28 protein-coding genes are annotated in these 25,206 nt (G+C 75.6%); 20 read left to right on the plus strand and 8 right to left on the minus strand.

Annotation, left to right across the window (positions count from 1 at the left end; all coding sequences use genetic code 11):
• Window positions 1-140 precede the first annotated feature (140 nt).
• The 3 genes from ACI79F_RS21455 (at window position 141) to ACI79F_RS21465 (ending at window position 2,625) form a co-directional block, all read left to right on the plus strand.
• Entirely contained in the window at window positions 141-968 is an 828-nt protein-coding gene (locus tag ACI79F_RS21455; protein ID WP_456542973.1) for a helix-turn-helix transcriptional regulator, read from the plus strand.
• A gap of 113 nt (window positions 969-1,081) precedes the next feature.
• Complete coding sequence (locus ACI79F_RS21460) at window positions 1,082-2,203, plus strand: flavin-containing monooxygenase (RefSeq protein ID WP_456542974.1); 1,122 nt, start codon at window positions 1,082-1,084, stop codon at window positions 2,201-2,203.
• Entirely contained in the window at window positions 2,200-2,625 is a 426-nt protein-coding gene (locus ACI79F_RS21465; RefSeq protein ID WP_456542975.1) for a hypothetical protein, read from the plus strand. The genes ACI79F_RS21460 and ACI79F_RS21465 overlap by 4 nt, the downstream gene beginning before the upstream one ends.
• On the opposite strand, the gene ACI79F_RS21470 is transcribed toward ACI79F_RS21465, so the two are convergent.
• Window positions 2,622-2,789: a hypothetical protein gene (locus ACI79F_RS21470; RefSeq protein ID WP_456542976.1), complete on the minus strand. Its 168-nt coding sequence runs from the start codon at window positions 2,787-2,789 to the stop codon at window positions 2,622-2,624. The genes ACI79F_RS21465 and ACI79F_RS21470 overlap by 4 nt on opposite strands.
• A 249-nt stretch (window positions 2,790-3,038) precedes the next feature.
• On the opposite strand from ACI79F_RS21470, the gene ACI79F_RS21475 reads away from it, so the two are divergent.
• The 8 genes from ACI79F_RS21475 to ACI79F_RS21510 all read left to right on the plus strand — a co-directional run bounded on the left by ACI79F_RS21475 (window position 3,039) and on the right by ACI79F_RS21510 (window position 9,639).
• A complete protein-coding gene (locus ACI79F_RS21475; RefSeq protein ID WP_456542977.1) occupies window positions 3,039-3,422 on the plus strand; it encodes a VOC family protein in 384 nt (127 codons plus the stop codon).
• Window positions 3,423-3,484: 62 nt separating this feature from the next.
• Entirely contained in the window at window positions 3,485-4,156 is a 672-nt protein-coding gene (locus ACI79F_RS21480; protein WP_456542978.1) for a hypothetical protein, read from the plus strand.
• On the plus strand, window positions 4,153-4,974 hold the full coding sequence (locus ACI79F_RS21485) for a glucose 1-dehydrogenase (RefSeq protein WP_456542979.1): 822 nt from the start codon (window positions 4,153-4,155) through the stop codon (window positions 4,972-4,974). Before ACI79F_RS21480 ends, ACI79F_RS21485 begins: the two co-directional genes overlap by 4 nt.
• Window positions 4,971-5,897 carry a cyclase family protein gene (locus tag ACI79F_RS21490; protein WP_456542980.1) on the plus strand — a complete coding sequence of 309 codons (927 nt, stop codon included), beginning with the start codon at window positions 4,971-4,973 and terminating at the stop codon, window positions 5,895-5,897. The genes ACI79F_RS21485 and ACI79F_RS21490 overlap by 4 nt, the downstream gene beginning before the upstream one ends.
• 12 nt (window positions 5,898-5,909) lie before the next feature.
• A complete protein-coding gene (locus tag ACI79F_RS21495) occupies window positions 5,910-7,529 on the plus strand; it encodes a GMC oxidoreductase (protein WP_456542981.1) in 1,620 nt (539 codons plus the stop codon).
• A gap of 138 nt (window positions 7,530-7,667) precedes the next feature.
• On the plus strand, window positions 7,668-8,885 hold the full coding sequence (locus ACI79F_RS21500) for a DUF222 domain-containing protein (protein WP_456542982.1): 1,218 nt from the start codon (window positions 7,668-7,670) through the stop codon (window positions 8,883-8,885).
• Between the two features lie 263 nt (window positions 8,886-9,148).
• Window positions 9,149-9,457, plus strand: a complete 309-nt coding sequence (locus ACI79F_RS21505; RefSeq protein ID WP_456542983.1) for a hypothetical protein — start codon at window positions 9,149-9,151, stop codon at window positions 9,455-9,457.
• Between the two features lie 50 nt (window positions 9,458-9,507).
• On the plus strand, window positions 9,508-9,639 hold the full coding sequence (locus ACI79F_RS21510; RefSeq protein ID WP_456542984.1) for a hypothetical protein: 132 nt from the start codon (window positions 9,508-9,510) through the stop codon (window positions 9,637-9,639).
• 109 nt (window positions 9,640-9,748) lie between these two features.
• Here the strand turns inward: ACI79F_RS21510 and ACI79F_RS21515 are convergent, their stop codons facing one another.
• A complete protein-coding gene (locus ACI79F_RS21515; RefSeq protein WP_456542985.1) occupies window positions 9,749-11,047 on the minus strand; it encodes a cation:proton antiporter in 1,299 nt (432 codons plus the stop codon).
• A gap of 11 nt (window positions 11,048-11,058) precedes the next feature.
• Window positions 11,059-12,504, minus strand: coding sequence for a dihydrolipoyl dehydrogenase family protein (locus ACI79F_RS21520; RefSeq protein WP_456542986.1), 1,446 nt, complete (start codon window positions 12,502-12,504; stop codon window positions 11,059-11,061).
• A 116-nt stretch (window positions 12,505-12,620) separates the two neighbouring features.
• On the opposite strand from ACI79F_RS21520, the gene ACI79F_RS21525 reads away from it, so the two are divergent.
• The 7 genes from ACI79F_RS21525 (at window position 12,621) to ACI79F_RS21555 (ending at window position 20,036) form a co-directional block, all read left to right on the plus strand.
• Window positions 12,621-14,450, plus strand: coding sequence for a glycoside hydrolase family 15 protein (locus ACI79F_RS21525; RefSeq protein WP_456542987.1), 1,830 nt, complete (start codon window positions 12,621-12,623; stop codon window positions 14,448-14,450).
• Window positions 14,451-14,577: 127 nt separating this feature from the next.
• The gene (locus ACI79F_RS21530) at window positions 14,578-15,288 is read left to right on the plus strand and encodes an RNA polymerase sigma factor (protein ID WP_456542988.1); all 711 of its coding nucleotides are present in this window, start codon (window positions 14,578-14,580) and stop codon (window positions 15,286-15,288) included.
• Entirely contained in the window at window positions 15,285-15,584 is a 300-nt protein-coding gene (locus ACI79F_RS21535; protein WP_456542989.1) for an anti-sigma factor family protein, read from the plus strand. Before ACI79F_RS21530 ends, ACI79F_RS21535 begins: the two co-directional genes overlap by 4 nt.
• A gap of 101 nt (window positions 15,585-15,685) precedes the next feature.
• Window positions 15,686-16,297: a class I SAM-dependent methyltransferase gene (locus ACI79F_RS21540; protein ID WP_456542990.1), complete on the plus strand. Its 612-nt coding sequence runs from the start codon at window positions 15,686-15,688 to the stop codon at window positions 16,295-16,297.
• Between the two features lie 108 nt (window positions 16,298-16,405).
• Window positions 16,406-18,712, plus strand: coding sequence for a putative bifunctional diguanylate cyclase/phosphodiesterase (locus ACI79F_RS21545; protein WP_456542991.1), 2,307 nt, complete (start codon window positions 16,406-16,408; stop codon window positions 18,710-18,712).
• A 102-nt stretch (window positions 18,713-18,814) separates the two neighbouring features.
• A complete protein-coding gene (locus ACI79F_RS21550) occupies window positions 18,815-19,246 on the plus strand; it encodes an S-adenosylmethionine decarboxylase (RefSeq protein ID WP_456542992.1) in 432 nt (143 codons plus the stop codon).
• A gap of 1 nt (window position 19,247) precedes the next feature.
• Window positions 19,248-20,036 (plus strand): hypothetical protein, encoded by a 789-nt coding sequence (locus tag ACI79F_RS21555; RefSeq protein WP_456542993.1) that lies wholly within the window; start codon window positions 19,248-19,250, stop codon window positions 20,034-20,036.
• 42 nt (window positions 20,037-20,078) lie between these two features.
• Here ACI79F_RS21555 and ACI79F_RS21560 read toward each other — a convergent pair whose 3' ends face one another.
• The 5 genes from ACI79F_RS21560 to ACI79F_RS21580 are packed head-to-tail and all read right to left on the minus strand — an operon-like array spanning window position 20,079 to window position 24,152.
• Entirely contained in the window at window positions 20,079-20,654 is a 576-nt protein-coding gene (locus ACI79F_RS21560) for a dihydrofolate reductase family protein (protein ID WP_456542994.1), read from the minus strand.
• A gap of 37 nt (window positions 20,655-20,691) precedes the next feature.
• A complete protein-coding gene (locus ACI79F_RS21565) occupies window positions 20,692-21,543 on the minus strand; it encodes an ABC transporter permease (protein WP_456542995.1) in 852 nt (283 codons plus the stop codon).
• Window positions 21,540-22,523 carry an ABC transporter ATP-binding protein gene (locus tag ACI79F_RS21570; RefSeq protein WP_456542996.1) on the minus strand — a complete coding sequence of 328 codons (984 nt, stop codon included), beginning with the start codon at window positions 22,521-22,523 and terminating at the stop codon, window positions 21,540-21,542. The genes ACI79F_RS21565 and ACI79F_RS21570 overlap by 4 nt, the downstream gene beginning before the upstream one ends.
• On the minus strand, window positions 22,523-23,599 hold the full coding sequence (locus tag ACI79F_RS21575) for a hypothetical protein (RefSeq protein ID WP_456542997.1): 1,077 nt from the start codon (window positions 23,597-23,599) through the stop codon (window positions 22,523-22,525). The genes ACI79F_RS21570 and ACI79F_RS21575 overlap by 1 nt, the downstream gene beginning before the upstream one ends.
• Window positions 23,583-24,152 (minus strand): sigma-70 family RNA polymerase sigma factor, encoded by a 570-nt coding sequence (locus ACI79F_RS21580; RefSeq protein ID WP_456542998.1) that lies wholly within the window; start codon window positions 24,150-24,152, stop codon window positions 23,583-23,585. Before ACI79F_RS21580 ends, ACI79F_RS21575 begins: the two co-directional genes overlap by 17 nt.
• Before the next feature lie 113 nt (window positions 24,153-24,265).
• Here ACI79F_RS21580 and ACI79F_RS21585 point away from each other — a divergent pair, with 113 nt between their 5' ends.
• Both ACI79F_RS21585 and ACI79F_RS21590 read left to right on the plus strand, forming a co-directional pair.
• Complete coding sequence (locus tag ACI79F_RS21585) at window positions 24,266-24,718, plus strand: potassium channel family protein (RefSeq protein WP_456542999.1); 453 nt, start codon at window positions 24,266-24,268, stop codon at window positions 24,716-24,718.
• Window positions 24,719-24,847: 129 nt separating this feature from the next.
• Window positions 24,848-25,168 (plus strand): GNAT family N-acetyltransferase, encoded by a 321-nt coding sequence (locus tag ACI79F_RS21590; RefSeq protein WP_456543000.1) that lies wholly within the window; start codon window positions 24,848-24,850, stop codon window positions 25,166-25,168.
• Window positions 25,169-25,206: the final 38 nt, after the last annotated feature.

Below are 25,206 nucleotides of genomic sequence, written 5' to 3' on the forward strand. Positions count from 1 at the left end.
CCGGCCCCGCCCCGCCCCCGCCCCCCCCCCCGCCCCCCCGCCCCGCCCCCCCCCCCCCCCCCCCCCCCCCGCCCCCCCCCCCCCCCCCCCCCCCCCCCGCCGAGGCGCTCCCGCTGACCAGGAGCACCGGCCACCCCGGGATGACCGCCCTGCCGACCGCCGAGCTGGCCCTGGTCGCCGCGCTGCGCGGCGACGCCGACACCGCGGAACGGCACGCGGGCGAGGCGACGGCGATCCGGCAGGCGCATCCCGTCGGGCTCGTCGACGCGATGGTGTCCGACCTCGTCCACTGGACGCGCGGCCTGCGCGCCGGCGGCCCCCCGGCGACGGCGCTGCACCACCTCGAGCAGATCTCGCTGCCGGGGCTGCGCCGGATGGCCGCCGTCGACCGTGTCGAGGCGGCCGTCCGGGCCGGCCGGGACGACCTGGCCCGCGCCTGGCTGGCCGAGCTGGAGGCGTTCGCGGCGGGCACCGGCGCCCCGGCCGCGGTCGCCGTCCTCGAGCACGGCCGCGCCCTGCTGGCCGAGGGGCCCGCGGTGGAGGAGCACTTCCGGCTCGCCCTCGCGGCGCACGAGCGTTCGCTGCGCCGGCCCGACCGGGCCCGCACGCACCTGGCACTCGGTGAGCACCTGCGCCGGGCGCGGCGCCGGGTCGACGCCCGCGAGCACCTGCGCGCCGCCCTGGCGCTGTTCGAGGACCTCGGTGCCGCTCCCTGGGCCGAGCGGGCCGCGACCGAGCTGCGCGCCTCCGGGGAGACCGCCCGCCGCCGCGACGTCTCCACCGCCACCGAGCTGACGGCGCAGGAGCGCCAGGTCGCCGCCCTGGTCCGGCAGGGCCTGTCGAACCGGGACGCCGCCGCCCAGCTGTTCGTCAGCCCCCGCACCATCGACTTCCACCTGCGCAACGTCTTCGCCAAGCTCGGCGTAGCCTCCCGCGCTGCGCTCACCGCCCTCCCGCTCGACCTCTGAGCCGGCCGGCCACGGGTGGGCCCGGCGACGAACCCGGCGATTTCCCCGGCGTGACGCCCCCGGCCCCGCTCCTAGCGTCCTGGCGCAGACACCGCACCGACGAAGGAGCTCCCGTGTCCCACGCCCCCCGCACCCCCGACCACCACGACGTCCTCGTCGTCGGCGCCGGCCAGGCCGGCCTCGCGCTCGGCCACTTCCTCGCGCAGCGCGGCACCGACTTCGTGCTCCTGGACGCCGGCCCCGAGATCGGCCACAGCTGGCGCTCGCGCTGGGACTCGCTGCGGCTGTTCAGCCCCGCCCAGTACGACTCGCTGCCGGGCATGCCGTTCCCCGCGCCCGCCGACACCCATCCGGGCAAGGACGACGTCGCCGACTACCTCGCCGCCTACGCCGCCCGCTTCGACCTCCCGGTCCGGACCGACTCGCCGGTGCTGGAGCTGTACCGGGAGGCCGACGGGTCCTTCGCGGCGATGACCCCCACCGGCACCGTGCGCGCCGGCCAGGTCGTCGTCGCCACCGGACCGTTCCAGACCCCGCACGTCCCCGCCGTCGCCGCGCAGCTGGACGCCGACGTGCCCCAGCTGCACAGCGCCGCCTACCGCAACCCGGCCCAGGTCCCCGGCGGCGGGCGCGTCCTCGTCGTCGGCGCCGCGAACTCCGGCATGCAGATCGCCGCCGAGCTGGCCACCACCCAGGCGGTCACGGTCGCCGTGGGATCCGCACCGCTGCAGCTGCCCCAGCGCGTCGCCGGCCGGGACCTGTTCACGTGGCTCACCCGGTCCGGGTTCTTCACCGTGCCCGCGGACTCGCGCATCGCCCGCCGGCTGCGTGCCCGGGGCGACCTGGTGATCGGCAGCCGGCGCAGCGACCTCCGCCGCCGCGGGATCGACCTGCGGCCGCGGCTGACCGGGTTCACCGGCCGCACCGCGACGTTCGCCGACGGCGGCACCACCGAGGTGGACGCGGTCGTGTGGGCCACGGGGTACCGCAGCGACCACTCCTGGCTGGACGTCCCGGGCGTGGTGGTCGACGGGCAGGTCCGGCACGACGCCGGGGTCACCGACGTGCCGGGCCTGTACTTCCTGGGCCTGCCCTGGCAGACCTGCCGGGGCTCGGCGCTGCTGGGGTTCGTGGGCGCCGACGCGGCGCTGCTGTCCGACCGCATCGCCGCCGACCGGGCGCGGTCCGCCGAGGGCACCCCCCGGGTCGTCCCGGCGGCCGGGGCGCCGGCATGACCCCCGGCAGCGCCCTCGCCCTGGCCCGGGAGGGGAGGGACGCCTCGGCCGGCACCGACCCCGAGACGCCTCCCGGCGCGGCGGTCCGGGCGTTCCTGACCGGCTACGCCGTCACCGTTCTCCCGCTGGTGGCCGGGCTGCTCGCGCTCCAGGGAGGGTGGATCCGGTCCGGTGCCGGCTCCTGGCCGGCCGCCGCCGCGGTCCTCGCCGGCTGGTCCCTCGCGGTCGCCGCCTGGCTGCGCTCCCGCCGCTGGCCGGCCGGCACCGTCGACCTCGTCGTGCTGGCCCCGGTCCTCGTGCTCGCCGGGCCGTTGTCGCTCGGCTGGCTCTCCCCCGGCGGGCTCGTCGTGTGGGGGCCGGTGAGCACCCTGCTCACCGTGGCACTGGCGTCGTCCGCGGGTCCGCCGACCCTCGACAGCTAGGACGGGAACCCGAGATCGGTCCGCCACCGGACGACGTCGGCGGGGCGCAGCCCGCAGTCGCCGGGGCAGTCGGCCGCGACGGCGTGACCGTGACGCCAGGCGACGGCCGCGCACCGTCCGCAGCGGGGGCAGATCTCCCAGGTGACGCGCTCACCGGCGCTCATGTCGTGGACCTCGAGGTCGCGGACGATGCCCGGCGACCGGGACGGAGGGCTGGGAGGCCGCTGTTTCGACTCCTCGGGCCCTCGGTTCGGGAGGTGCGCTACCCCGTCCGCGGCGGCGGAAACCGCGCCGGCGTCCCCCGGGGTGCGCCCGCCGGAACGGTGACGAGGGGCCCTGCCGTCCGGTCGGCGGCGGGTCTACGGTCCGCGCCGTCAGCACGGGGAACGCACCAGGACCGACCGGAGCCGGCCATGCTGAACGACAGCCGCATCGAAGCCAACATCCCCGCCAGCGACCTCTCCCGGGCGCGCGACTTCTACGCCGACAAGCTGGGCCTGACACCCGTCGCCGAGATCGAGGGCGTCCAGCTCGCCTATCGGACCGACGGCGGGACGGCGTTCTCCGTCTACCGGACCGAGTTCGCCGGGCAGGCGGGGCACACGCTCGCCCAGGTGCACGTCGACGACATCGAGACCCAGGTCCGCGACCTCGAGGCGAAGGGCGTCACGTTCGAGAGGTACGACATGCCCGGGGTCGAGTGGAGCGGTGCGATCGCCGCCATCCCCGGCATGGGACGCGCCGCCTGGTTCAAGGACAGCGAGGGGAACATCCTCTGCGTCGACCAGGCCGACTGACCGGATCGCCCGGGACGCGGCGGACCGCGTAACGCCCGGGACGGACGGCAGACCACGGGTGCATGACCGTCACCGCACCGCCCGCGCTCGTCGCCACCCGGGACAGCTGGCACCACCTCGGTGAGCACGTCCTGGCCGCCGGCCAGTTCGCCGCGGCCGGGACGATCCGCCTGCGCCCCCACCCCGGCGGGTTCAGCACCACCGTCGGGGTGGACGGGCGGCAGCTGGCGGTGGTGGGCAACCAGCTGGTGGTCCTGCGCGGCGACGTCGTCCGCTCCCGCACGGTCACGACGCTGGGTGCCGCCGCGGCGTTCGCCGGCGTCGCCCTGGGGCTGCGCGGCAGCTACCCGCCGGCGACGGACCCGGATCCGGCGGCACCGCTGCCGATCGACGTCACGGCCGCCCGGCAGCTCGCCGGCTGGTACGCCCTCGGCGAGGCGGCGCTGCGCCGCTTCGCCGCCGAGCTCGGTGCGCCGGCCGAGCCGGTGCTGTGGCCGGAGCACCTGGACCTGGCCATCTCGCTCGACGCCGTCGACTACGGCGTCTCCCCGGGCGACGAGGCGGTGCCCCGCCCCTACCTGTACGTCGCCCCGCACGACGGGTTCCCGGCCGGGGAGCCCTTCTGGAACGCACCGTTCGGGGCCGCACGCGCGGCCGACCGGGTCGGCGCGCCCGGCGAGGCCGTCGACTTCTTCCACCACGGTCGGGAACTCACCGGGAGGAGCAGGACGTGAAGGGACTGCAGGGCAAGAAGGCGCTGGTCACCGGGGGCAGCTCCGGGATCGGGCAGGCGATCGCCATCCGGCTCGGCGAGGAGGGCGTGGACGTCGCCATCAACTACGTCGGCCCGCACGAGGGCGCGGAGGAGACGAAGGAGACGATCGAGCACGGCGTCGAGATCTGCATGAAGGAGATGTCCGCCGCCGGCACCCGCCCGATCCTCGTCGCGGCCGACGTCTCCGCCGAGGACCAGGTCGGCGCGATGTACGAGCAGGTCCTCGCCGAGTACGGCCGCATCGACCTGCTGGTCAACAACGCCGGCATCCAGATCGCCGCCGACACCGACGAGTTGCCCGTCGCGGCCTTCGACAAGGTGCTCGCCGTCAACCTGCGGGGCGCGTTCCTGTGCAGCCAGCAGGCGATCCGCGGGTGGGTCGGCGCCGGCGCCCCCGGCTGCATCGTGAACGTCTCCAGCGTCCACCAGGTCATCCCGAAGCCGCGGTTCGTCGGCTACTCGGTGTCCAAGGGCGGCATGCAGAACCTCACGCGCACCCTCGCCCTCGAGTACGCCGCGCGCGGCATCCGCGTGAACGGCATCGGACCCGGCGCCACGGTCACGCCCATCAACCGGTCGTGGATCGACGACCCGGTCAAGCGGCAGATGGTGGAGAGCCACATCCCGATGCGGCGGGCCGGCGGGGCCGAGGAGATGGCGGCCGTGACCGCCTTCCTCTGCTCCGAGGAGGCCGCCTACATCACCGGCCAGACCCTGTTCGTCGACGGCGGGCTGACGCTCTACCCGTCGTTCGAGACCACCTGGTCCTCGGAGTGACCGCGACCGTCACCCCGCCGTCCGTCGAGGACCGGACGGCGGGGTGGTTCCCCTCCCGCTGGGGGCCGGACGACGCGGCCGGCGCGCTCAACGAGGTCACCGCCGACGTCGTGCGCGCGGCGGTCTCCCTGGTCCGCACCGGCCGCGTGTACGACCTCGCGCACGTGCTGCACGCCGACGTCCCGGCCTTCGAGGGACGCACCTTCCGGTCGTACCTGACCACCAACTACCACTACGTGAACCGGCGGCGGCCGGACGGCGGACCCGAGGGGTGGGGCCGCAACGCGGTGAACTGGGTGGTCGAGCAGATCACCGCCACCCAGCAGATGGGCACCCACCTGGACGCCCTCAACCACCTGCAGGTCGGCGACCGCACCTACAACGGGCACCGGCTGGCCGACATCGCCGAGGACTGGGGCACCGCCCGGCTCGGCGTCGACACCCTGCCGCAGGTCGTCACCCGCGGCCTGCTGCTCGACGTCGCCGCGGTCCGGGGACCGCTCGGCCCCGGGGACGTCGTCACCGTCGAGGACGCCGTCGCGGCGCTGCAGGGGCGCGAGATCCGCCGCGGGGACGCCGTCCTGGTGCACACCGGCTGGGGCGCGCTCTGGGACGACGACGCGGACCGGTACTCCGCCGGCGAGCCCGGCCCGGGGATGCGGCTGGCCGAGTGGCTCGCCGGGCACGGGGTGGCGCTGACCGGCTGCGACACCTGGAGCTACGGCCCGGTGCCGCCGGAGGACGCGCGCGAGCCGTTCGTCGTCCCCCAGACGCTGAACGTCCGGCACGGCGTGGTCGTGCTGGAGAACCTGCGGCTGGCCGAGGCCGCCGCGGCCGGGCTGCGCGAGTTCCTGCTCGTCGTCAGCCACGCCAAGCTGCGCGGCGCCACGGGGTCGTGGGTGACGCCGCTCGCGATCACCTGACCGGGAGGGGCCATGAGCGAGCACGCCGACGTCGTCGTCATCGGATCGGGAGCCGGCGGGGGCGCCGTCGCCTGGGCGCTGGCCCCCACGGGGAAGCGGGTCGTCGTCCTGGAGCGCGGCGACTGGCTGCCCCGGGAGCCGCAGAACTGGGACCCGCAGGCGCTGTGGGCGCAGAAGCGGTACGCCAACAGCGGCCAGTGGACCGACGGCGCCGACGGACGGCGGTTCACGCCCAAGCAGCACTACTACGTGGGTGGCAACACCAAGTTCTACGGGGCGATCCTCTACCGGTTCCGCGAGCGCGACTTCGGTCCCGTCCGGCACGTCGACGGGATCTCACCCGCGTGGCCGATCGACTACGCCGACCTCGCGCCGTACTACGACCGGGCCGAGCGGCTGTACCAGGTGCACGGCACGCGGGGCGAGGACCCGGACGACCCACCGGCGTCCGGCCCCTACCCGTGGCCGGCCATCAGCGACGAGCCCCGGATCGCCCAGCTGCGCGAGGACCTGACCGCGGCCGGACTGCACCCGTTCTCCCTGCCCAACGGCGTCCTCCTCGACGAGGCCCGGCCGCACTCGTCCGCCTGCATCCGCTGCGCGACCTGCGACGGCTTCCCCTGCCTGGTCAACGGCAAGGCGGACGCGCAGGTCATGACGGTGGAGCCGGCGCTGCGGCACCCGAACGTGACCCTCCGGACCCGGGCGCGCGTGGTGCGACTGGAGACCGACCGCACCGGCCACCGGGTCTCGCGGGTGGTGGTCGACCGGGACGGCGAACGGGAGGAGTACACCGCCGACGTCGTCGTCCTCGCCGCCGGGGCGATCAACTCCGCCGCCCTGCTGCTCGCCTCGGCGTCCGACCGGCACCCCGCGGGGCTGGGCAACGGCTCGGGCCACGTGGGCCGGCACCTGATGCTGCACAACAACTCCGGCCTGGTGGCGTTCTCGAAGACGCCGAACCCGACCCGGTTCCAGAAGACGCTCGGGGTGAACGACTTCTACTGGTCCGACCCGTTCGACCCGGACTGGGAGTACCCCGTCGGCTCCATCCAGATGAACGGCAAGAGCGACGCCGTGCTCATCGGCTTCGACGTCCCCGACGCACGGGACCCGGCCGACCTCGCCCGGCACTCGATCGACTTCTGGCTCACCACCGAGGACCTGCCGCTGGACGAGAACCGGGTGACCGTCGACCGCGACGGCGGGATCTCCCTGCGCTACCGGCGCACCAACGGCGCCGAGGTCGCCCGGCTGCGGATGCGGCTGCAGGGCCTGCTCGACTCGATCCGCTGCGAGCAGGACGTGTACGAGAACCGGCAGTACGCCGGGGGCCAGCTGGGCATCGGCGGGGTGGCGCACCAGAACGGCACCATCCGGTTCGGTCCGGACCCGACGACGGCGCCGCTGGACCTGGACTGCCGCATGCACGAGGTCGAGGACCTGTACGTGGCGGACTCGAGCTTCTTCGTCTCCAGCACGGCGGTGAACCCGACGCTGACGATCATCGCCAACGCGCTGCGGGTCGCCGACCGGATGGCCGAGCGGCTCGGCGTCCGGGCGGCCACCCCGGTGACGGCATCCGTCCCGACGCCGCGGCAGCCGGACGTCACGGGTGTCCCCGTGCGCTGACGGCTGACACTCTCTTCCGTGCCGACGTCAAGCGACCGCCGACATCTGTGGACCGGCGTCTGACCTGGGGATTCATCTCGTCGGGCTCCCCCGGGACCGCTAGAATCGAACACACATTCGAAGCGGTCGGGAGGCGGGATGGGCGAGCTGCAGTCGGTGCTCGACGAGCTCGCCGGGCTGGACCTGGACGAGCTGCCGGACGGGCCGCTGCTGGACCACGTCCGCGGGCTGGTGGCCGCCGGGCACCGGATCACCGCCGAGCTGACCCGGGCGGTGCGCCGGGTCGACGCCCGCGGCGCCGCCGAGCACGACGGGATCCCGACCACCCAAGCGTGGCTGCGCGGACACCTGGGCCTGTCGGGCGCGTTGGCCGGGCGGCTGGTCGGCCACGGCCGGGTGCTGGAGCACCTGCCGCGGACCGCCGGCGCCTTCACCGACGGCGAGCTGGGCGCCGACCACGTCGCGGTGATCGCCCCGATCGCCACCCCGGCCCACCAGGCCCGGGCCGCCGCGCAGGGCATCGACCTGGCGCAGGTGGAGGCGGCACTGGTCACCGTCGCCGTGCACGGCACCCACCGGGATCTGCGGCTGGCCGTGGCCGACTACCTGGCCCGGCTCGACCCCGACGGGCCCGAGCCCGATCCCACCGAGGAGCGGGCGGTCACGCTCGTGCAGCATCCCGACGGCGGCTGGACCCTGCGCGGCACCCTGGACGCGGTCGGCGGGCAGAAGGTGGCCACCGCGCTGGAGTCCATCTCCGCGGCCTCCCGCTGCGCCGGCGACATCCGCAGCCGCGCCCAGCGCGGCGGGGACGCACTGGTGCAGCTGGCCGACCTCGCCCTGGCCTCGGGCCGGCTGCCGGTGCTGCGCACGGTGAAGCCACACGTGATCGCGACCATCGGCGTCCAGGACCTGATGGATGCCTCGACCATCCCCGGTGCGGCCATGACCGGCATGGGCGGGACGTTGTCTGCGGCCCGGGCGCGGTGGCTGGCCTGCGACGCCACCATCACCCGCCTCGTCCTCGACCCCGACGGGCTGCCCCTGGACGTGGGCCGGGAGCAGCGGGTGGTGCCGGCGCACATCCGCAAGGCCGTGGAGTTCCGCGACCAGCACTGCGTGTTCGCCGGCTGCGAGGCCCCCCGCTGGTTCTGCGAGGTCCACCACATCATCGAGTGGGCCCTCGGCGGCGACACCTCGGTGGCCAACTCCGGGCTGCTCTGCGAACGCCACCACACCCAGTGCCACCACGGCTTCCGCGTCGAACGCGACGACACCGCCCCACCCGGACAACGCTGGCGCACCTACCGCCCCGACGGCACCCAGATCGTCCCCCACCCACCCCTGCACACCTGACCACCCGCACGCCTCGCACCCCGCGACCGCCCCGGCCGCGGGGCGCCGGCGCGCGCCCGAGCCGAGGCCCTCCGCCGCCACCCGCTGACAGTGGCCCTCAGGGAGGCCGGTGGGACACCTGCCAGTCGTACGGCGCTGGACCCGCTCAGCCTGGCGAGGAGCGACCTGCCAGCAGTCCTGTGGCCCCCATTGCCTCCTGCGAATACGACTGGCCGTGGCAGACCGGCTGGGAACCGCGCGGGCGCCCACCACGTCGTGGAAGTGTGCGCTGGCTCGTGCTCCTGGGTGTCGGGGTCCTGGCGGCCTGCGGTGGCACCGACGAGTCGGACATGGTGGAGGTTTCCCTGTGGCACTGCGGCGTTGAGCCCGTGACCGTCGACGGGCGCCTCTGGGAAGCGGTTCCGGAGATGGTCGATGGCATGGGAGTCGACGCGACCAACCCGCCTGAGGATTGGGTCGGGCGCGGAACCGTTGTCATCACTGACGACCAGATGACCTACACCGACCAGGGCGGAAAGGTCATCGACTTCGTCCCGGACGACGGCATAACCGTGCCGGCAGTTTGCGCCTGAGCAGCCGCCTCCGGCTCGGCTGGCGCGCCGAGTTGCAAGCGAAGGTCCCGGTGTGGACCCGCGAAGGTGTCCGGCGCCATGGCCTCGAGCCCAAGGGCGAGGACATCCTCTACTCGCTCGACGCAGACGAGTTCTCGACGTTCATCGTGTCCGGCTCGGCGGTCGTCCGCAGGCTCCCGTGACGTCCAGCGTGCGCTGTCTCTCCGTGGGCCGTTCAGGGACACCGTGATGCCCGGAGCCGCAGCGCCCCGCCGACCACGGGTTCGGGCCATGCGGTCAGGCTGCTGAGGCTCACCGCCTCGACGTCGGCCGTCCGGTCGAGGTGAGCGGTCGGCTGCCGGCCAGATCGCGACCGGGCTCCTCCGTGGTCACCCGCGGCCGGGGAGCCGCGGCGGCGGCCTCGGGAGGAGTCGCACCGCGATCCAGCAGGCCGAGGGCCAGCGCCGGGTACACGAGCACCGACAGCAGGCCGGCGCAGACCAGCGCCGCCCCGGTCACCGGGTCGAGCCGGCCGGTGGCCTCCCCGATCTGCACCGCCGTCACCAGGAACGGCAGCGACGTGGCCTGCAACAGGCCGACCGCGGCCGCACCCCGCCGTCCCAGGGTCCGCACCTGGAGCAGCGCCGGCAGCCCCCGCACGACGAGGAGGACGGCGAGGAACACCGGGACCCTCAGCAGCGCCGAGGGCTCCTCGACCAGCCCGCGCAGGTCCAGCCGCACCCCGCTGGCGACGAAGAACACCGGGATCAGGAACCCGAAGCCGATCGCCTCCAGCTTGACCCGGAGGTACGGGTGCGTGGCCGAGTCGCGGTCGAGCAGCCCCACCAGGGCGCCGGCCAGGAACGCGCCGAGCAGCAGCTCCAGGCCGAACCGCTCCGCGAGCACCACGAACCCGAACAGCAGCACGACCACCAGCCGGACCCGGATCTCGGCCGTGGTGTCCTGCAGCCGCACGAGCACCTCCCCCAGGCGCATCGACATGCCCACCCGGCCCAGGACGACCGCGAGGACGGCGACCAGTACCCCGAAGCCGGCGAGCACGGCCGCCGTCGCCCCGGCCCCTCCACCGGAGGTCGAGAACAACAGGGTCAGCAGGACGATGGCCGAGAAGTCGGCCACCGACGCCCCCGCGATCGCGGTCTGCCCCACCGGGGAGGCCACCTGGCCGGCGTCCTTGAGGACCGGGATGACCAGCCCCAGCGCGGTGGCGGTCAGCGCGACGGCGAGGAACAGCGGGCTCGGCGTCCAGTCCAGCGCCCCGGCGCCGAGCCCGACGGCGACGGCCAGGCCGAGGCTGAGCACGTACCCGGCCCCGGCCCCGGCCAGGGCCAGCGACCGCCCGCGCAGCGCCCGCAGATCGATCTCCAGACCGGCCAGCAGCAGCAGGAAGGCGAGCCCGACCAGCGCCAGCACCTGCACCGGCAGGTCGACCTCGACCCAGCCGAGCACCGACGGGCCGAGGACGACGCCGGCCACGATCTCCAGCACCACCGACGGCACGCGCAGCCGCGGCGCCCAGCCGAGCGCGAGGGGCACCGCCGCGGCGACCACGGCGATCACCAGCAGGTTCGTGAACGAGACGTCCGGCATGACGCACCCCCTCAGATCCCCGCCGCCTCGAGGGCGTGCAGCCACACCTCGGCGACGGTCGGGAAGGCGGGGACGGCGTGCCGCAGGTCGGTCAGCGGGACCCGGGCGGCGACCGCGATCGCGGCCGACTGCAGCAGCTCCTGCACGCCGTTCCCGGTGATCGTCACACCGACCAGGACGCCGGCGGTCGCGTCGACGACCAGCCGCGTGCTGCCCGCCAGCCCCTCGCCGAGGACGTAGGAGCCCGGCACCTCGCCCGTGGCGACGTCCACCACGCGGACGGACAGGCCGCGGTCGCGTGCCTGCTCGGCCGTGAGCCCGACCGCGCACACCTGCGGATCGGTGAACACGACCCGGGTGACGGCGTCCCGGCTGGCCCGGTCCCGGACGTCCCGCCCGGTGAGGACGTCGGCGGCGATGCGCGCCTGGTACTTGCCCATGTGCGTGAACGGGGCCACCCCGGTGCAGTCCCCGACCGCGTACAGCCACTCCCCCGACACGCCGACGGCGCGCAGCCGGTCGTCGACCGGCACCGCGGCGCCGGGCGTCAGCCCCACGGTGTCCAGGCCGAGGTCCCCCGTGCGCGGCCGGCGACCGACGGCGACGAGCACCTCGTCGGCGGTCACCTGCTCGCCGGTGCTCAGCGTGCCCCGCACCGGGCCGTCGGTGCCCTCCCGGCGGATGGCGGTCAGCAGCGTGCCCAGCCGGACGGCGATCCCCTCCCGCTCGAGGGCGGCGTGCACCTCCTCGCCCGCGAAGGGCTCCTCCCGGGGCAGCAGCCGGTCCGAGCCCTCCACCACGGTCACCTCCGCCGAGCCCAGGCGGCGGAAGGCCTGGGCGAGCTCCAGCCCCACGGCACCCCCGCCCAGCACGAGCAGCCGCGCCGGCACCTCCTTGACCGAGGTCGCCGCACGGTTGTCCCACGGCCGCACCTCGGCCAGACCCGGCACCGGCGGGAGGACCCCGACCGAACCGGTGGCCAGCACGACCGCCCGCCGGGCGCTGAGGACCGGCCCGCCGTCGACCTCCACCCGGCGCGCCCCGGCCAGGCGCCCGCGCCCGCGCACCAGCCGGACGGCGTGCTCGGCCAGCCAGGCCTCGTCCCCGCGGTCGTCCCACGAGGAGGTCATGTAGTCGCGGCGGGCGAACACCGCCGCGAGGTCGACCGGGGCGTCGTCGGGTCCGGTGGCCCCCGGCACCCGCCCGGCGGCCGCGCGCACGTCACCCGGCCGGATCAGCGTCTTGCTGGGGATGCAGCCCCAGTAGGAGCACTCGCCGCCGACCAGTTCCGCCTCCACCAGCGCCACCGCCAGGCCGCGATCGGCGCAGCGGCCGGCGGCCACCTCACCCGCCGGACCACCGCCGACCACGACCACGTCGACCTCGACGACGTCGGCTGCGGGCACGTCGGGCTCGGACCCGTCGACCTCGGGCACACCGCGCACGGACTCGGACATGGGGGCCTCCTCGCTCTCGACGCCGTCGTCCCCGCGTCCCCGCCCGGCGTTACGCGTAACGGCAGCCCGCCCCCGCGCGACTGCGGAGCAACGACCGCCGACCCCGGGAGACCGCCATGAGCTCCACCCCGATCGCCGACCACGCGTTCCTCTCCGACCGGCACTCGTGCGCGCTCGTCGACCGCGCCGGGACCGTCGTATGGCTCTGCTTCCCCCGCTTCGACGGCCCGTCGGTCTTCGCGGCGTTGCTCGACGACGACGCCGGGCACTGGTCGGTCCGGCCCACCGCGGAGTGGACCGCCACCCGCCGGTACGCCGACCGCTCGCTCGCGCTGGAGACCACGTTCCGGACCGCGGAGGGCGAGCTGCAGCTCACCGACGCCCTGGCGCTGGGCCCCGACAACGGCGGCCACCGGCTGGGGACCGACGTGCCGCACGTGCTCATCCGCCGGCTGGCCTGCACCGCCGGCGAGGTGGAGGTCCTGGTCGACTACCGGCCGCGGCCCGAGTACGGGCTGATCGTGCCGCTGCTGTCCCGCGTCGAGGGGGGCGTCGCGGCCCGCGGCGGCGCCGACTGGCTGGTGCTCACCCTGCCGGGCGAACCGTCGCTGCACGACGGCCGGGCCGAGACCCGGCTGCGGCTGCGGGCCGGGGACGTCGTCCACCTCGCCCTGCACCGCAGCACCCTCGGGGACGCCGTGTCCGCGCACGTGTGGCCCCAGCGCGAGCTCGCCGGCCTGCTCGAGCGCACGCTCGAGAGCTGGGAGTCCTGGTGCGAGCTGCACCAGACCTACGACGGGCCGTGGGCCGACCTCGTGCACCTGAGCGGCCGGGTGCTGCAGGGGCTGTCGTACCAGCCCAGTGGCGCGGTCGTCGCCGCGGGCACGACGTCGCTGCCGGAGGGGGTCGGCGGCGAGCGGAACTGGGACTACCGCTTCGCCTGGGTCCGGGACGCCAGCTTCACCATGGAGGCCCTGTGGGTGGCCGCCTGCCCCGACGAGGCCCAGGACTTCTTCGCCTTCATGACCACCGCGGGCGCGGCCGGCATCGGCCCGGAGTCCTCGCTGCAGATCATGTTCGGCGTGGGCGGCGAGCACGACCTCAGCGAGCGGACCCTGCCGCATCTGCGCGGCTGGCGGGACAGCCGCCCGGTGCGGGTCGGCAACGGCGCGTGGGACCAGCGCCAGGTCGACGTCTACGGCGAGCTGCTCGGCGCCGCCGCCCGGTTGTCCGACCAGCTGCCGGCGCTCGACGAGGAGACGCGGTGGTTCCTGGCCGCCTGCGCCGACACCGCCGCGGTCCGGTGGCAGGACAGGGACCAGGGCATCTGGGAGGTGCGCGGGGAGCCGCAGCACTTCCTCTACTCGAAGGTCATGTGCTGGGTGGCCCTCGACCGGGCCATCGCGCTGGCGCCGCAGCTGCGCTGCGAGCACCGCGTCGACGAGTGGCAGAAGGTCCGCGAGGAGATCGCCGACGCCGTGCTGCAGCAGGGCTGGAGCGAGGAGGCCGGCGCCTTCACGCAGTACTTCGGGTCCACGGCGCTCGACGCGTCGAACCTGATGCTGCCGATCGTCGGGTTCCTGCCCGCCGACGACCCCCGGATGCTCGCCACCATCGAGGCGATCGCCGACCGGCTGACCGACGACCGCGGGCTGGTCTACCGCTACCGGACCGAGGGCGGTGTCGACGGCCTGGCCGGCGAGGAGGGCACCTTCCTGCTGTGCACCTTCTGGCTCGCCCAGGCACTGGCCCTCGCGGGACGGGTGGACCGCGCCCGCGAGGTGTTCGAGCACGCCGCCGCGTTCGCCAACGACCTCGGGCTCCTCTCGGAGGAGGTCGACCCGGCCACCGGTGAGCAGCTCGGCAACGTGCCGCAGGCCTTCAGCCACATCGGCCTGGTCAACGCCGCCTGGGCGATCGACCAGGCGGAACGGGCCCGGCCGTGACGGTGCCCCGGGGAGCCGTCCGGCGCCCGTCCGCGGGACCTCCGTCCCTGACGGCGGCCACCACCGCTCCCGATGATGGCCGCAGCGTTCCGCCGTCCCCGGACCTCCCCCGGCGAGGAGCTCGCCCATGCCGCAGCACGGTCCCGGCACCTCCGCGGTCGGCGCGGCGGTCCTCGAGGGCGGCAGCGCGGCGCAGGCCGAGCTGCTCGAGCGGCTGCGCGCCGGCGACCGGGCGGCGTTCACCGAGCTGGTCGAGGCCTGGTCCCCGGTGCTCCTGGGCATCGCGCGCCACCACGTGTCGACGCGGGCTTCCGCCGAGGAGGTCGTGCAGGAGACGTGGTTGGCCGTGATCACCCAGCTGGACCGCTTCGAGGGCCGCTCGTCCCTGCGGACCTGGGTCTTCCGGATCCTGGAGAACCAGGCCCGGACGCGAGGCGTGCGCGAGGCACGCTCCGTGCCCTGGTCGTCGGCGTTCGCCGACGACGGCGCCGACGGCGACGCGGGCCCGACGGTCGACCCCGGCCGGTTCCGCGGTCCGGACGACCGGTGGCCGCGGCACTGGACCGACGCCGGCCTGCCGGTGCGCTGGGAACCGCCCCCGGAGGACGCGGCGGTCGCCGCCGAGATCCGCCGCGAGCTGCGGACGGCGCTGGACGAGCTCCCGGAGCGCCAGCGGACCGTCGTGACCCTCCGGGACGTGCACGGGCTCACGTCGGACGAGGTCTGCACCGCGCTCGGCATCAGCGCCGGCAACCAGCGGCTCCTGCTGCACCGCGGCCGGGCACGGATCCGTGCCCGCCTCGAGGACGTGTACCGGGACGGGAGAGTGGGGACGTGAGCGCCGTGACCGGCCCGCCGCACCCGCGGACCCCGGACGACGACCGGGTCCTCGAGATCGCCTGCCAGGAGTTCGTCGAGCTCGTCACCGAGCACCTCGAGGGCACGCTGCCCGACGCGCTGGAGCGGGCGGTCGCGGCGCACCTCGACCTCTGCGATCCGTGCGTGGTCTACCTCGAGCAGGTGCGCGGCACCACCGCCGCGCTGCGCGGGCTGCCCTCGGCCACGCTCCCGCCGGCGGCCCGCGAGCGCCTCCTGGACGTGTTCGACGCCGTGCACGGCCGGGCGACCGACTGACGGGTCCGGCGCCGGCCGGCCGGTCGACCGTGCTGCGGGACACACGCGCCGTCCGCCGACGCCCGACCCCACCGCCCCGGCCGACCTGGTAGGCCTGCCCCATGCAGCACTACGACGTCTTCGCCTGGGTCTACGAGTCCGGCACCGAGTTCCTGCACGGCGGGCACCGGCGCGAGGCGGTGGAGCTCCTCCGGCTGCAGCGCGGCCAGACCGTCCTGGACGTGCCGACCGGCACCGGCGCCAGCCTCCCGCTGCTGCGGGAGCGGGTCGGGCCCTACGGCCGGGTCGTCGGGGTCGACTACTCCCCCGGCATGCTGTCCCGGGCCCGGGCCAAGGTGAGGGACGCCGGGTGGCGCAACGTCTCCCTCGTCCAGGCCGACGCCCGCCAGCTCGACGCCGACCTCATCGGGGCGGGACAGGTGGACGCGGCGATCTGCGTGCTCGGCCTGAGCGTCGTGCCCGACTGGCAGGACGTCTTCCAGCGCATGTTCGACCTGGTCCGCCCCGGCGGCCGGATCGCCGTCATGGACCTGTACCTCGACGGCCGGCGGGAGAGCGGCGTCGCGAACACCTACTACCGGCTGCTGGCCCAGGCCGACCAGCGCCGGCGCTTCTGGGAGCCGCTGGAGCGGCAGGTGACCGACCCGGAGACCATCGACCACCGGTGGTTCGGCGGTGTCGCACGGATCGTCGGCGGCACCAAGCCGAGCTGACCGGCGGCCTCCCCGCCGGAGGGTGAGGAGGAGGCCGTCTCACCCCATCAGGTGACCCCTGGAGTCACTCCACTGTGCCCCGGGCCGCCGACGGCCGATCCCCTGACCATGAAGACGCACGGACCGTCGACGACCGCCCAGCGGCGTCCCGTCCTCGCGCTGTACCTGACCGTGGGCCTGGCCCTGGTGTTCGCCACCGGGGTCTGGTTCCGCCCCGCGGGCGACGCGTGGGACCGGCTCTACGACGTGGTGCTGTTCAACCTGCCGTACCTGGCCGCGGCCTGGGCGCTGTTCTCGGCCGGTCGGCGCATCCGGATCGACCGGCTCGCGTGGTGGGGCCTGGGCATCGCGCTCACCCTCAGCGCGGTGGGCAACGCCCTGCGCGTGCTCGCCGCCGGGGTCGACGGCAACGGACCCTCGTCGCCCCTCGCGGACCTCATCTCCCTCTGCGGGTACCTCACGCTCTACGTCTTCGTGGTCGGCGTCATCAAGGCCCGGGTGCCCCGCTTCCACCCCAGCATGTGGCTGGACGGCCTCATCACCGCGCTGGGCAGCCTCTCCATCGGCATCGCGCTGCTGCTCGGGCCCTACCTGATCCCCGAGGCGGGGCAGGAGGCCGTGCCGGCGATCGAGCTGACCAGCCCGACGATCACCGTGGTGCTGCTGGCCATGCTGGCCGCCGTCGGCTCGATCCTCGGCATGCGGATGGACCGCACCCTCGTCCTGGTGATCACGGGCCTGACCTTCGTCGCGGCGTCGGACCTCGTGTACTTCACCCTGTCGGTCCGCGGCGACTACGTCGACGGCGGCCCGCTCGAGCTGGGCTGGCTCACCGGTGTCGTCTTCGCCGCGCTGTCGGCCGCGACCGCCGTGGACCGCCCCGCCCCGGTCGACCGCGGCGCCTCGCGCATCGGCTGGCGCCTGCTGGCCGTGCCGCTGGCCTGCATCGCGGCCAGCCTCTTCGTCCTCGGCTCCGGCTGGACGCACCCGATCCCGCCGGTCTGCGCGTGGCTCGCGATCGCCTGCGTGGTCGCCGGCATCGCCCGCATCGCCGTGACCTTCCACGAGGTCCGCGGCTTCCACCAGGTCAAGCGGGAGTCGCGCACCGACGAGCTGACCGGCCTGCCCAACCGCCGCGCGCTGCTCGAGGCCGCCCAGGACGCCGTCGTGACGGCGACGGCCGCCCGCCCCGCGGCCCTGCTGCTCCTGGACCTCGACGGGTTCAAGGAGGTCAACGACAGCCTCGGGCACTCCGCCGGCGACGAGCTGCTGCGCCAGATCGGGCCGCGGCTGCGGCGCGCCCTGCGCGCCGACGACCTCCTCGCCCGGCTCGGCGGCGACGAGTTCGCCGTCCTGCTGCCCGCCGCCGACACGCAGCGGGCCCAGGCCCTCGCCGAGCGGCTCCGGGCGCTGCTGCTCGAGCCGTTCATGGTGACCGGGATCCGGCTGCACGTCGGCGTCAGCGTCGGCGTGGCCACGACGCCGGCCCCCGCCACGACCGTGCAGGAGCTGCTGCACTGCGCCGACGTCGCCATGTACTCGGCCAAGGCCGCACGGGAGGGCGTGCACGTGTACGTCCCCGACCCGATCACCGGCACCTCCGGCAGCGACCGGCTGCGCACCATGGAGGAGCTGCGCGTGGCGCTCCAGGGCGACGAGCTCGTCGTCTTCCTGCAGCCGCAGATGGACCTGCGCGACGGGTCGATCGTCGGCGCCGAGGCCCTGGTGCGGTGGAACCACCCGACCCGCGGCCTGCTCTCCCCCGCGCACCTGCTGCCCGCCGCCGAGCAGGCCGGGCTGCTGCGCCCGCTGACCGACCGCGTCCTCGAGCTGGCGCTCGCGGCCACCACCCGCTGGTGGAACGACCGCCACGTGCCGGTCTCGGTCAACCTCTCGGCCGCGAACGTGACCGACCTCGACCTGCCCGAGAAGGTCGCCGCCGCGCTGCACCGGCACGGCCTGCCCACCGAGGCGCTGACCCTCGAGCTGGTCGAGGACACCCTCATGGCCGACCCCGAGCGGGGCCGCGCCGTGCTGGCCGACCTGCGCGAGCTCGGCGTCCGGACGTCGATCGACGACTACGGGACCGGCTACAGCTCGCTGGCCTACCTGCGGCACCTGCCGGCCGACGAGCTGAAGATCGACCGCAGCCTGACCGCGGACGTCGACCGCGACCCGCGGGCCGCGGCCATCGTCCGGCACACCGTGGCGCTCGCCCACGACCTCGGGCTGCACCTGGTCGCCGAGGGCGTGGAGACGGCGTCCACCAGCGCCGCGCTCGCGCGGCTGGGCTGCGACGTCGCCCAGGGCTACGGCATCGCCCGGCCCATGCCGGTCGAGGACTTCCTCGGCTGGCTGGCCGCCGCGGACGCCGGGGTCCTGGACGCCGCGCTGCTGCCGGAGCTCAGCGCCTGACCAGGCGGATCGGGTGTGCGGAGGCGCACGTTCACGTTCCGTTGTGACGACACGCCGTCAGGGGTCGGACGCTGTACGTAGTCGGCGGGCCACCATGATCACGTGACGCCGTCCTCCCCCGCCAGTGAGCTGCTCCGTCCCCGCCTGGTGCGTGGCGCCGACCGGGCCGTCGCGCCGGCCCCCGCCGCCGAGTGGCGGGACCTGGCGCCGGACATCCTGCGGCAGCGGCTGGTGATCGAGGGCGTGCCCGCCCGGCCCGTCGACGACGAGCAGATCCGCCGCTACCTGTCCGACCTGTCCCGCGCGGTCGACATGGTGCAGCTGCTCGAGCCGGTGACCCACCGCTCCGACCTGTACGGCTGGGCCGGCTGGATCCACTGGGAGACCTCGGGCGCGCACTTCTACGCCTGGGAGCAGCCGCGGCTGTTCTTCTCCGTGGACATCTACACCTGCAAGGCGTTCGACGTGGACGACGCCGTCGCGTTCACCCGCGACTGGTTCGCCGCCGAGCCCGTCGTCGCGAAGTCCTTCTGACGTGGCGCTGCGCCTCCTCGTCGCCCACACCCCGGCCGAGCGGGACGCCGCCCGCCGGATCGAGGCCGCGGTGTTCCTGCAGGCCTTCGGCAACACGCCGGAGGTGATGGAGGAGGAGTACGGCCCGTACGAGGACCGCTCCCGGTTCGTCGTCGTCCTCGACGAGGAGTCCGGCTCGGCCGTCGGGGCCGCCCGGTTCATCGTCGACGACCCGGCGTCCGCGCCGGTGAAGACCCTGGTCGACGTCGCCGGCGACCCCTGGCACGTCGACCCGGCCGCCGCCCTCGCCGCGGCGGCACCGGCCGGTGGACCGGTGTGGGACGTCGCCAGCCTGGCGGTCGACCGGCGCTTCCGCAGCGGCGCGTCCGGCGCCGAGGTCACGCTCGCGTTGTGCCACGGCATCCACGAGTACTCCCGGCGGTCCGGGGTCGAGGGCTGGGTGACCGTGCTGGACGACCGGGTCCTGCGGCTCCAGCACATGATGGGGATCCCGTGGCTGACGATGCCCGGAGCGGCGTCCCAGCCCTACCTCGGGTCCGGCGCCAGCACCCCCTGCACCCTGCTCATCGCGACGATCGAGCCGCACATGCGGTCGACCCGGCCGGACGTCGCCCCGGCGATCATGGACGGCGTCCTCCGCTCGATCGCTCTCGACCCGGAGGACCTCTCCGCCGACCGCGGCGCCCCCCTCCCCGAGCCCGACCCGATGCCGGTGCGGCCGGCGGCCCGCCGGGACACCACCGGCTGGCGCCCGCCGACCGCGCGCCGGGCGGCCGACCCGGTCGCCTGACGCCGCCGCCCGACCCCGCCGCCTGAGCTCGCGGCCCGGCCCTCAGCCGGCGACGTCGTAGGTCAGGTGCACCGCGGTCGAGGAGACCCGCACCTCCCGCTGCACCAGGCGGCGAGAGGAGCCCGCGGCGAACAGCGGGGTGCCGGCGCCGAGCACCTCCGGCGCGAGGTGCAGCCGCAGCCGGTCGAGCAGCCCCGCCGCCAGGCAGCTGCCGACCAGCGCCCCGCCGCCCATCACGTACACGTCCCGCTCGCCGGCGGCCGCCCGGGCGGCGGTGACCGCGGCGGCGGGCCCGTCGAGCACGAAGGTGAAGTCGTGCGTGCCGGCGAGCCGGACCGTCCGCGGCCGGGACGACGTCACGACGAAGAACGGCGGCCGGCCGTCGTGCCGCGCGCCGTACCCCATGCCCTCCTGCCAGCCGTCCGGCCCGTCGACCGCGTCGAAGGTGCGCCGCCCCATGACGACGGCGCCGGCGTCGGCCGCCACGCTCTCCAGCTCCGCGGCGTCGACCGGGTCGCGGCTCTCCAGCGCCCAGCGGTGCAGCGCCTCGACGCCGTCCCCCGCCCCGGAGACGAACCCGTCGACCGACACCGTCATGTCCCCGACGACCCTGCCCATGTGGGGTAGGACCGGCCGGCGCCGGCGGACTGAGCGCTCAGACGTCGCGGCGGCGCAGCACCAGCGCGGTCAGCCCCCACACCATGGCGATCCAGAACGCCGCCCACAGCAGGTAGACCGCGGTGAGCGGGGCCTCGCTGAGGAAGGGGAAACCGGCGCCCTCGGGGCCGAGCGTCAGCAGCGCGGACGGGTCCTGGAACGCGTGCATGGCCCCGCGCCACAGCCCGTCGGTGGGCAGCAGCACCCGCGAGACGGTGCCGACCCGCTCCACCCCCTCGTTGCCGAGGACCTGGCCGACGTTGCCGACGATGCCCGCGACCCAGGTGGCGCCGAACAGCCCGACGGCGACCACCCCCGAGGCCATCGGCGAGATGACGCTGGACAGCAGCAGCCCGAGGGTCAGCAGCGCGACGGTCTGCGCGGCGAGCAGGGCCAGCCCCTCGGCCGGATCGGGCGGCCAGTAGCCCACGGTCCACCGGACGACGAGGAACTGCGCGAGCCCCGCGACCACCACGTAGCCGCAGCCGACGGCGACCAGCCCCAGCCACTTGCCCAGCAGCACCGCCGACCGGCGCACCGGCCGGGCCATCAGCGACAGCGCCATGCCGGACTCGATCTCCCCGGCCACCGTCGGCCCGGCCAGGAACGCGGTGCCCAGCGCGGCGATGAGGCTCAGCCCGAACATGACCAGGTTGAGCAGCTGGGAGGCGATCAGCCGGGCCTGGCCGGAGGTGAGGTCGCCGAACTCGGTGTCCAGCCCGGTCAGCTTGGAGAAGCCCCACCCGCTGAGCACGAGCAGGGCCAGGGTGAGGACGGCGAGCGCCCACAGCACCCGCCGGCGGGCGGCCTCCCGGACGGTCAGCCGGGCGATCGTCAGCACCCCGTTCACCGGCCGCCGTCCCCGTGCCCGGCCCGCAGGATGCCCAGCAGCCGCTCCTCCAGGCTGATCCGCGCCGGCTCGACCGCGTGCACGGCGACCCCGAGCGCCACCAGGTCGGCGACGAGGGCGGGCACGGCGGCGCCGTCGTCGCCGTCCGGGAACACGACGGTGAACCGGTCCCCGGAGGCGGAGACCTCCCCCGCGGCCCGCAGCCGCGCCGAGGCGCGGCCGTCGACCCCGGTCAGGTGCAGCCGGACCTCCCGCCGGCCGAGCAGCTCGGCGAGGGTGCCGGCGGCGGCCACCCGGCCGGAGTCGAGGATGACCACGCGGTCGCAGACCCGCTCGACCTCGCCGATCAGGTGGGAGTTGAGCAGCACCGCCACGCCCTGCGCCTTGAGCGAGAGCACGAGGTCGCGGACGTCGACCCGGCCGATCGGGTCCAGCGCGCTGGTGGGCTCGTCGAGGACCACCAGCTCGGGGCGGCCGACCAGGGCCACCGCGAGCCCGAGGCGCTGCTGCATGCCCTTGGAGAACCCGCCGACCCGGTCCCCGGCCCGCCCGCCGAGCCCGACGGCGGCCAGCCGCTCGCCGCCGTCGGCCTCGGTCATCGGCACCCCCGCGAGGCGGGCGTGCAGCGCCAGCACCTCGCGGGCGGTCAGCCACGGCTGGTAGCGGAACAGCTCGGGCAGGTAGCCGACCCGGGCCCGGGACCGCGGGTCGGAGCCCGGGCGGCCGAGCAGCATCACCTCGCCGGCGTCGGCGTGCACCAGGCCCAGCAGCATCTTGATCACGCTGGTCTTGCCCGCCCCGTTGGGCCCGAGCAGGCCGACCACCTCGCCGCGGCCGACGGTGAACGAGACGCCGTCGACCGCCGTCCGGCGCCGGTACCGCTTGCGCAGGCCCGAGCACCACACGGCCGGGGACTCCGGCAGGTCGGCCACCAGCTCGGCGGCCGTGCGGGTGTCGCCCCAGCTGTCGGGGACCGCCATCAGCGCAGCCCGCGGGCCACGGCGAGGACCTCGTCGGTGCTGACGGCGCCGGCGACGCCGGTCACGACCCCGTCGGCGACCCACACCACGCCCGCCATGGTGCCGTCCCGGGACTCGAGCACGGTCGCCTCCGCCCCGGCCACCTCGGCCGTCGACGTGGTGACCATGTCGGCCGGCACCGGCAGCGGCAGGGTCGCCGCGTCGGCGGAGAAGGTGCGCAGCTGCTCGGCGACGTCCGCGGGCAGCCCCGGCAGCGAGAGCAGGTAGTCGCGCACCGTCCCGAACGGGACGCCGTCGGAGAACGCGGTGGGCGCGACCGCCCGGCCCACGGCCAGGACCGGCAGGCCGGAGCGCTGCGTCCAGACCGCGGCGACCGCGGGACCGGCCTCCAGCCGGACCCGGCTGCCGTCCAGCCCGGGCGGCGGCACGGGCAGCTCCTCCCCCGACGCGGCCGCGGTCTCGGCCGCCTGCTCCGCCGAGAAGGTGAACACCGCGCTCACCGGGTCGACCACCAGGTACGACGGCTCGCCGGTCACGCCGGTGGGCAGGTCGTCGACCGCCGGCACGGCCAGGCCGGTGCGCTCCTCGGCGGCCGCGGCGTCGGGCACCTCCGCGGGCTCGACCTCGCCGGTGACCTCCAGGTCCCCGAACGCGGAGAGGTCGGGCAGCGCGACCAGGTCGCGCTCGTCCAGCGCGATCGGCCGGACCTGCTCGGTGCGGAACATCGGCAGCCAGTCGTTGGCCGCGGCCACCCCGGCGCCGGACAGGACGACGGCGGCCCCGAGGGCGGCGACCGCCGGACGGCGCAGCGCGGGCGCCCACCGCCGGCGGCGGGCCGGCGCGGCGGCCCGGCCGGCCGGGGCGGCGGCGGTCAGCCGGGCCCAGCCGGCGTCGGTGTCGACGTGCGTGGGCACCCCGGCGTCCAGCGCGGCCGCGGCGGTCCGGGCGTCGGCGCGGGCGGCCTCCAGGCCGGCCAGGCAGGACGGGCACGCGGCGACGTGCGCGCGGTCGGCGTCGGCGACGCCCAGGGGCTCGTCGACCAGGCGGCGCAGCACGCCCTCACTCGGATGACGCATCGCGGTCCAGTTCCTCCTTCAGGCGGGACTCGGCGCGCCGCACGGTGGTGCCGACGCTGCCGGGGGACAGATCGAGGGCGGCCGCCACCTCGTCGTAGCTCAGGCCGCTGTGCCGCAGGACCAGGACCAGCGCCTGCCGGCGCGGCAGCCGGGCGAGGGCGGCCCGCACCCGGCCGCGCTCGAACCGGGTGAGCACCGCGTCGGCGACGTCCGGCACCTCGGCCGGCTGCTGCCGGCCGACGACCTCCTCGCGCGCGGCGCGGCGGCGGCCCGAGCGCAGCAGGTTGAGCGCGGTGTGGGCGGCCGCGACGCTCAGCCAGCCGGCGGCCTCCCGGGCGGGCACCGACGAGCGGCCGAAGGCGAGGAACACCTCCTGGGCGACGTCCTCGGCCTGGTCGCGGGACCCGAGCACGCGGGCCGCCACGCCGACCACCCGCGGGTAGTCCGCGCGGAACACCGCCTCGAGGTCCGGCCGGACACCGTCGGCCCTCACCGGCGTCCGCGAGGCGCGGACGGCGGGCGCCGCCCACCGCTCGTGCTGCACCAGGTCCACACCGGGGAAGCACCGCCGGGCCCGCGGATGTGACACCGGGCGCGCGGACGGGACATCGGCCGAGCATGCACCGGTGCTCCCCGGCGGCGGCAGCGGCCGCGCAGGATGTCGCCATGTCCCCGTCGCGACGGCTCACCTGGACGCTGGTGCGCCGCCTCAGCGTGGCCGTCACCGCCGTCACGGCGGTGGTGGTCCTGACCGGCGGGCTGGCGTTGTGGGCGATCGAGGGGAACCGGCCGGGGAGCACCGTGCGCTCGGCGGCCGACGGCGTGTGGTGGGCCATCACGACGCTGACGACGGTCGGCTACGGCGACCACGTCCCGGTCACCGCGGCCGGCCGGGTGGTCGCCGCCGCCGTGATGGTGGCGGGCGTGGCGGTCATCGGCGCCGTCGCCGCGGTCGTCGCCCTCGCCGTGGCCGCGCGCATGGCGGCCGCCGAGGAGCGGGCCCTGGAGGCGGAGGCCGTGACCCTCGAGCAGCGGCTGGAGGAGCGACTCGACCGGCTCGAGGCCAAGCTCGACCGCCTGCTGGCCGAGCGCGCGGCGGACCCGCCGAGGGGCGACTGAGCGCCTCCGCGCCGACGCGCCCGCCGGGCCGGGCGGGGACACAGGCCGTTGCCGAGGCGTTACCGTTCAGGTACGCACAACCAGCCCCGGCAACGGCGCCGGCGGCGAGCGGAAGGTGGGCACAGCGAGATGGAGACGAGCGTGGTCGACGTCCCCGATCGGGGACGGTTCGAGGTCAGGCTGGGCGAGCGGGTCGTCGGACTCGCCAGTTACCACGTCGACAACGGCGTGATGACCCTCCCCCACACCGAGGTCGACCCGAGCGTGGGCGGCCGCGGCATCGGGTCGGTCCTGGTCGCCGGCGTCCTCGACGCCGCGCGGGAGCGCGGCCTGCACGTCCTGCCCTACTGCTCCTTCATCCGCTACTACATCCAGCAGCACCCGGACTACCTCGACCTCGTGCGCGAGGAGGACCGCCCGCACTTCGGGCTGGCCACCGCCGGCGCCTAGGAGCACCGCGACGGCCTCGGTGCAGGAGCCCGCGACGA

Source organism: Blastococcus sp. SYSU D00868 (assembly GCF_054050575.1).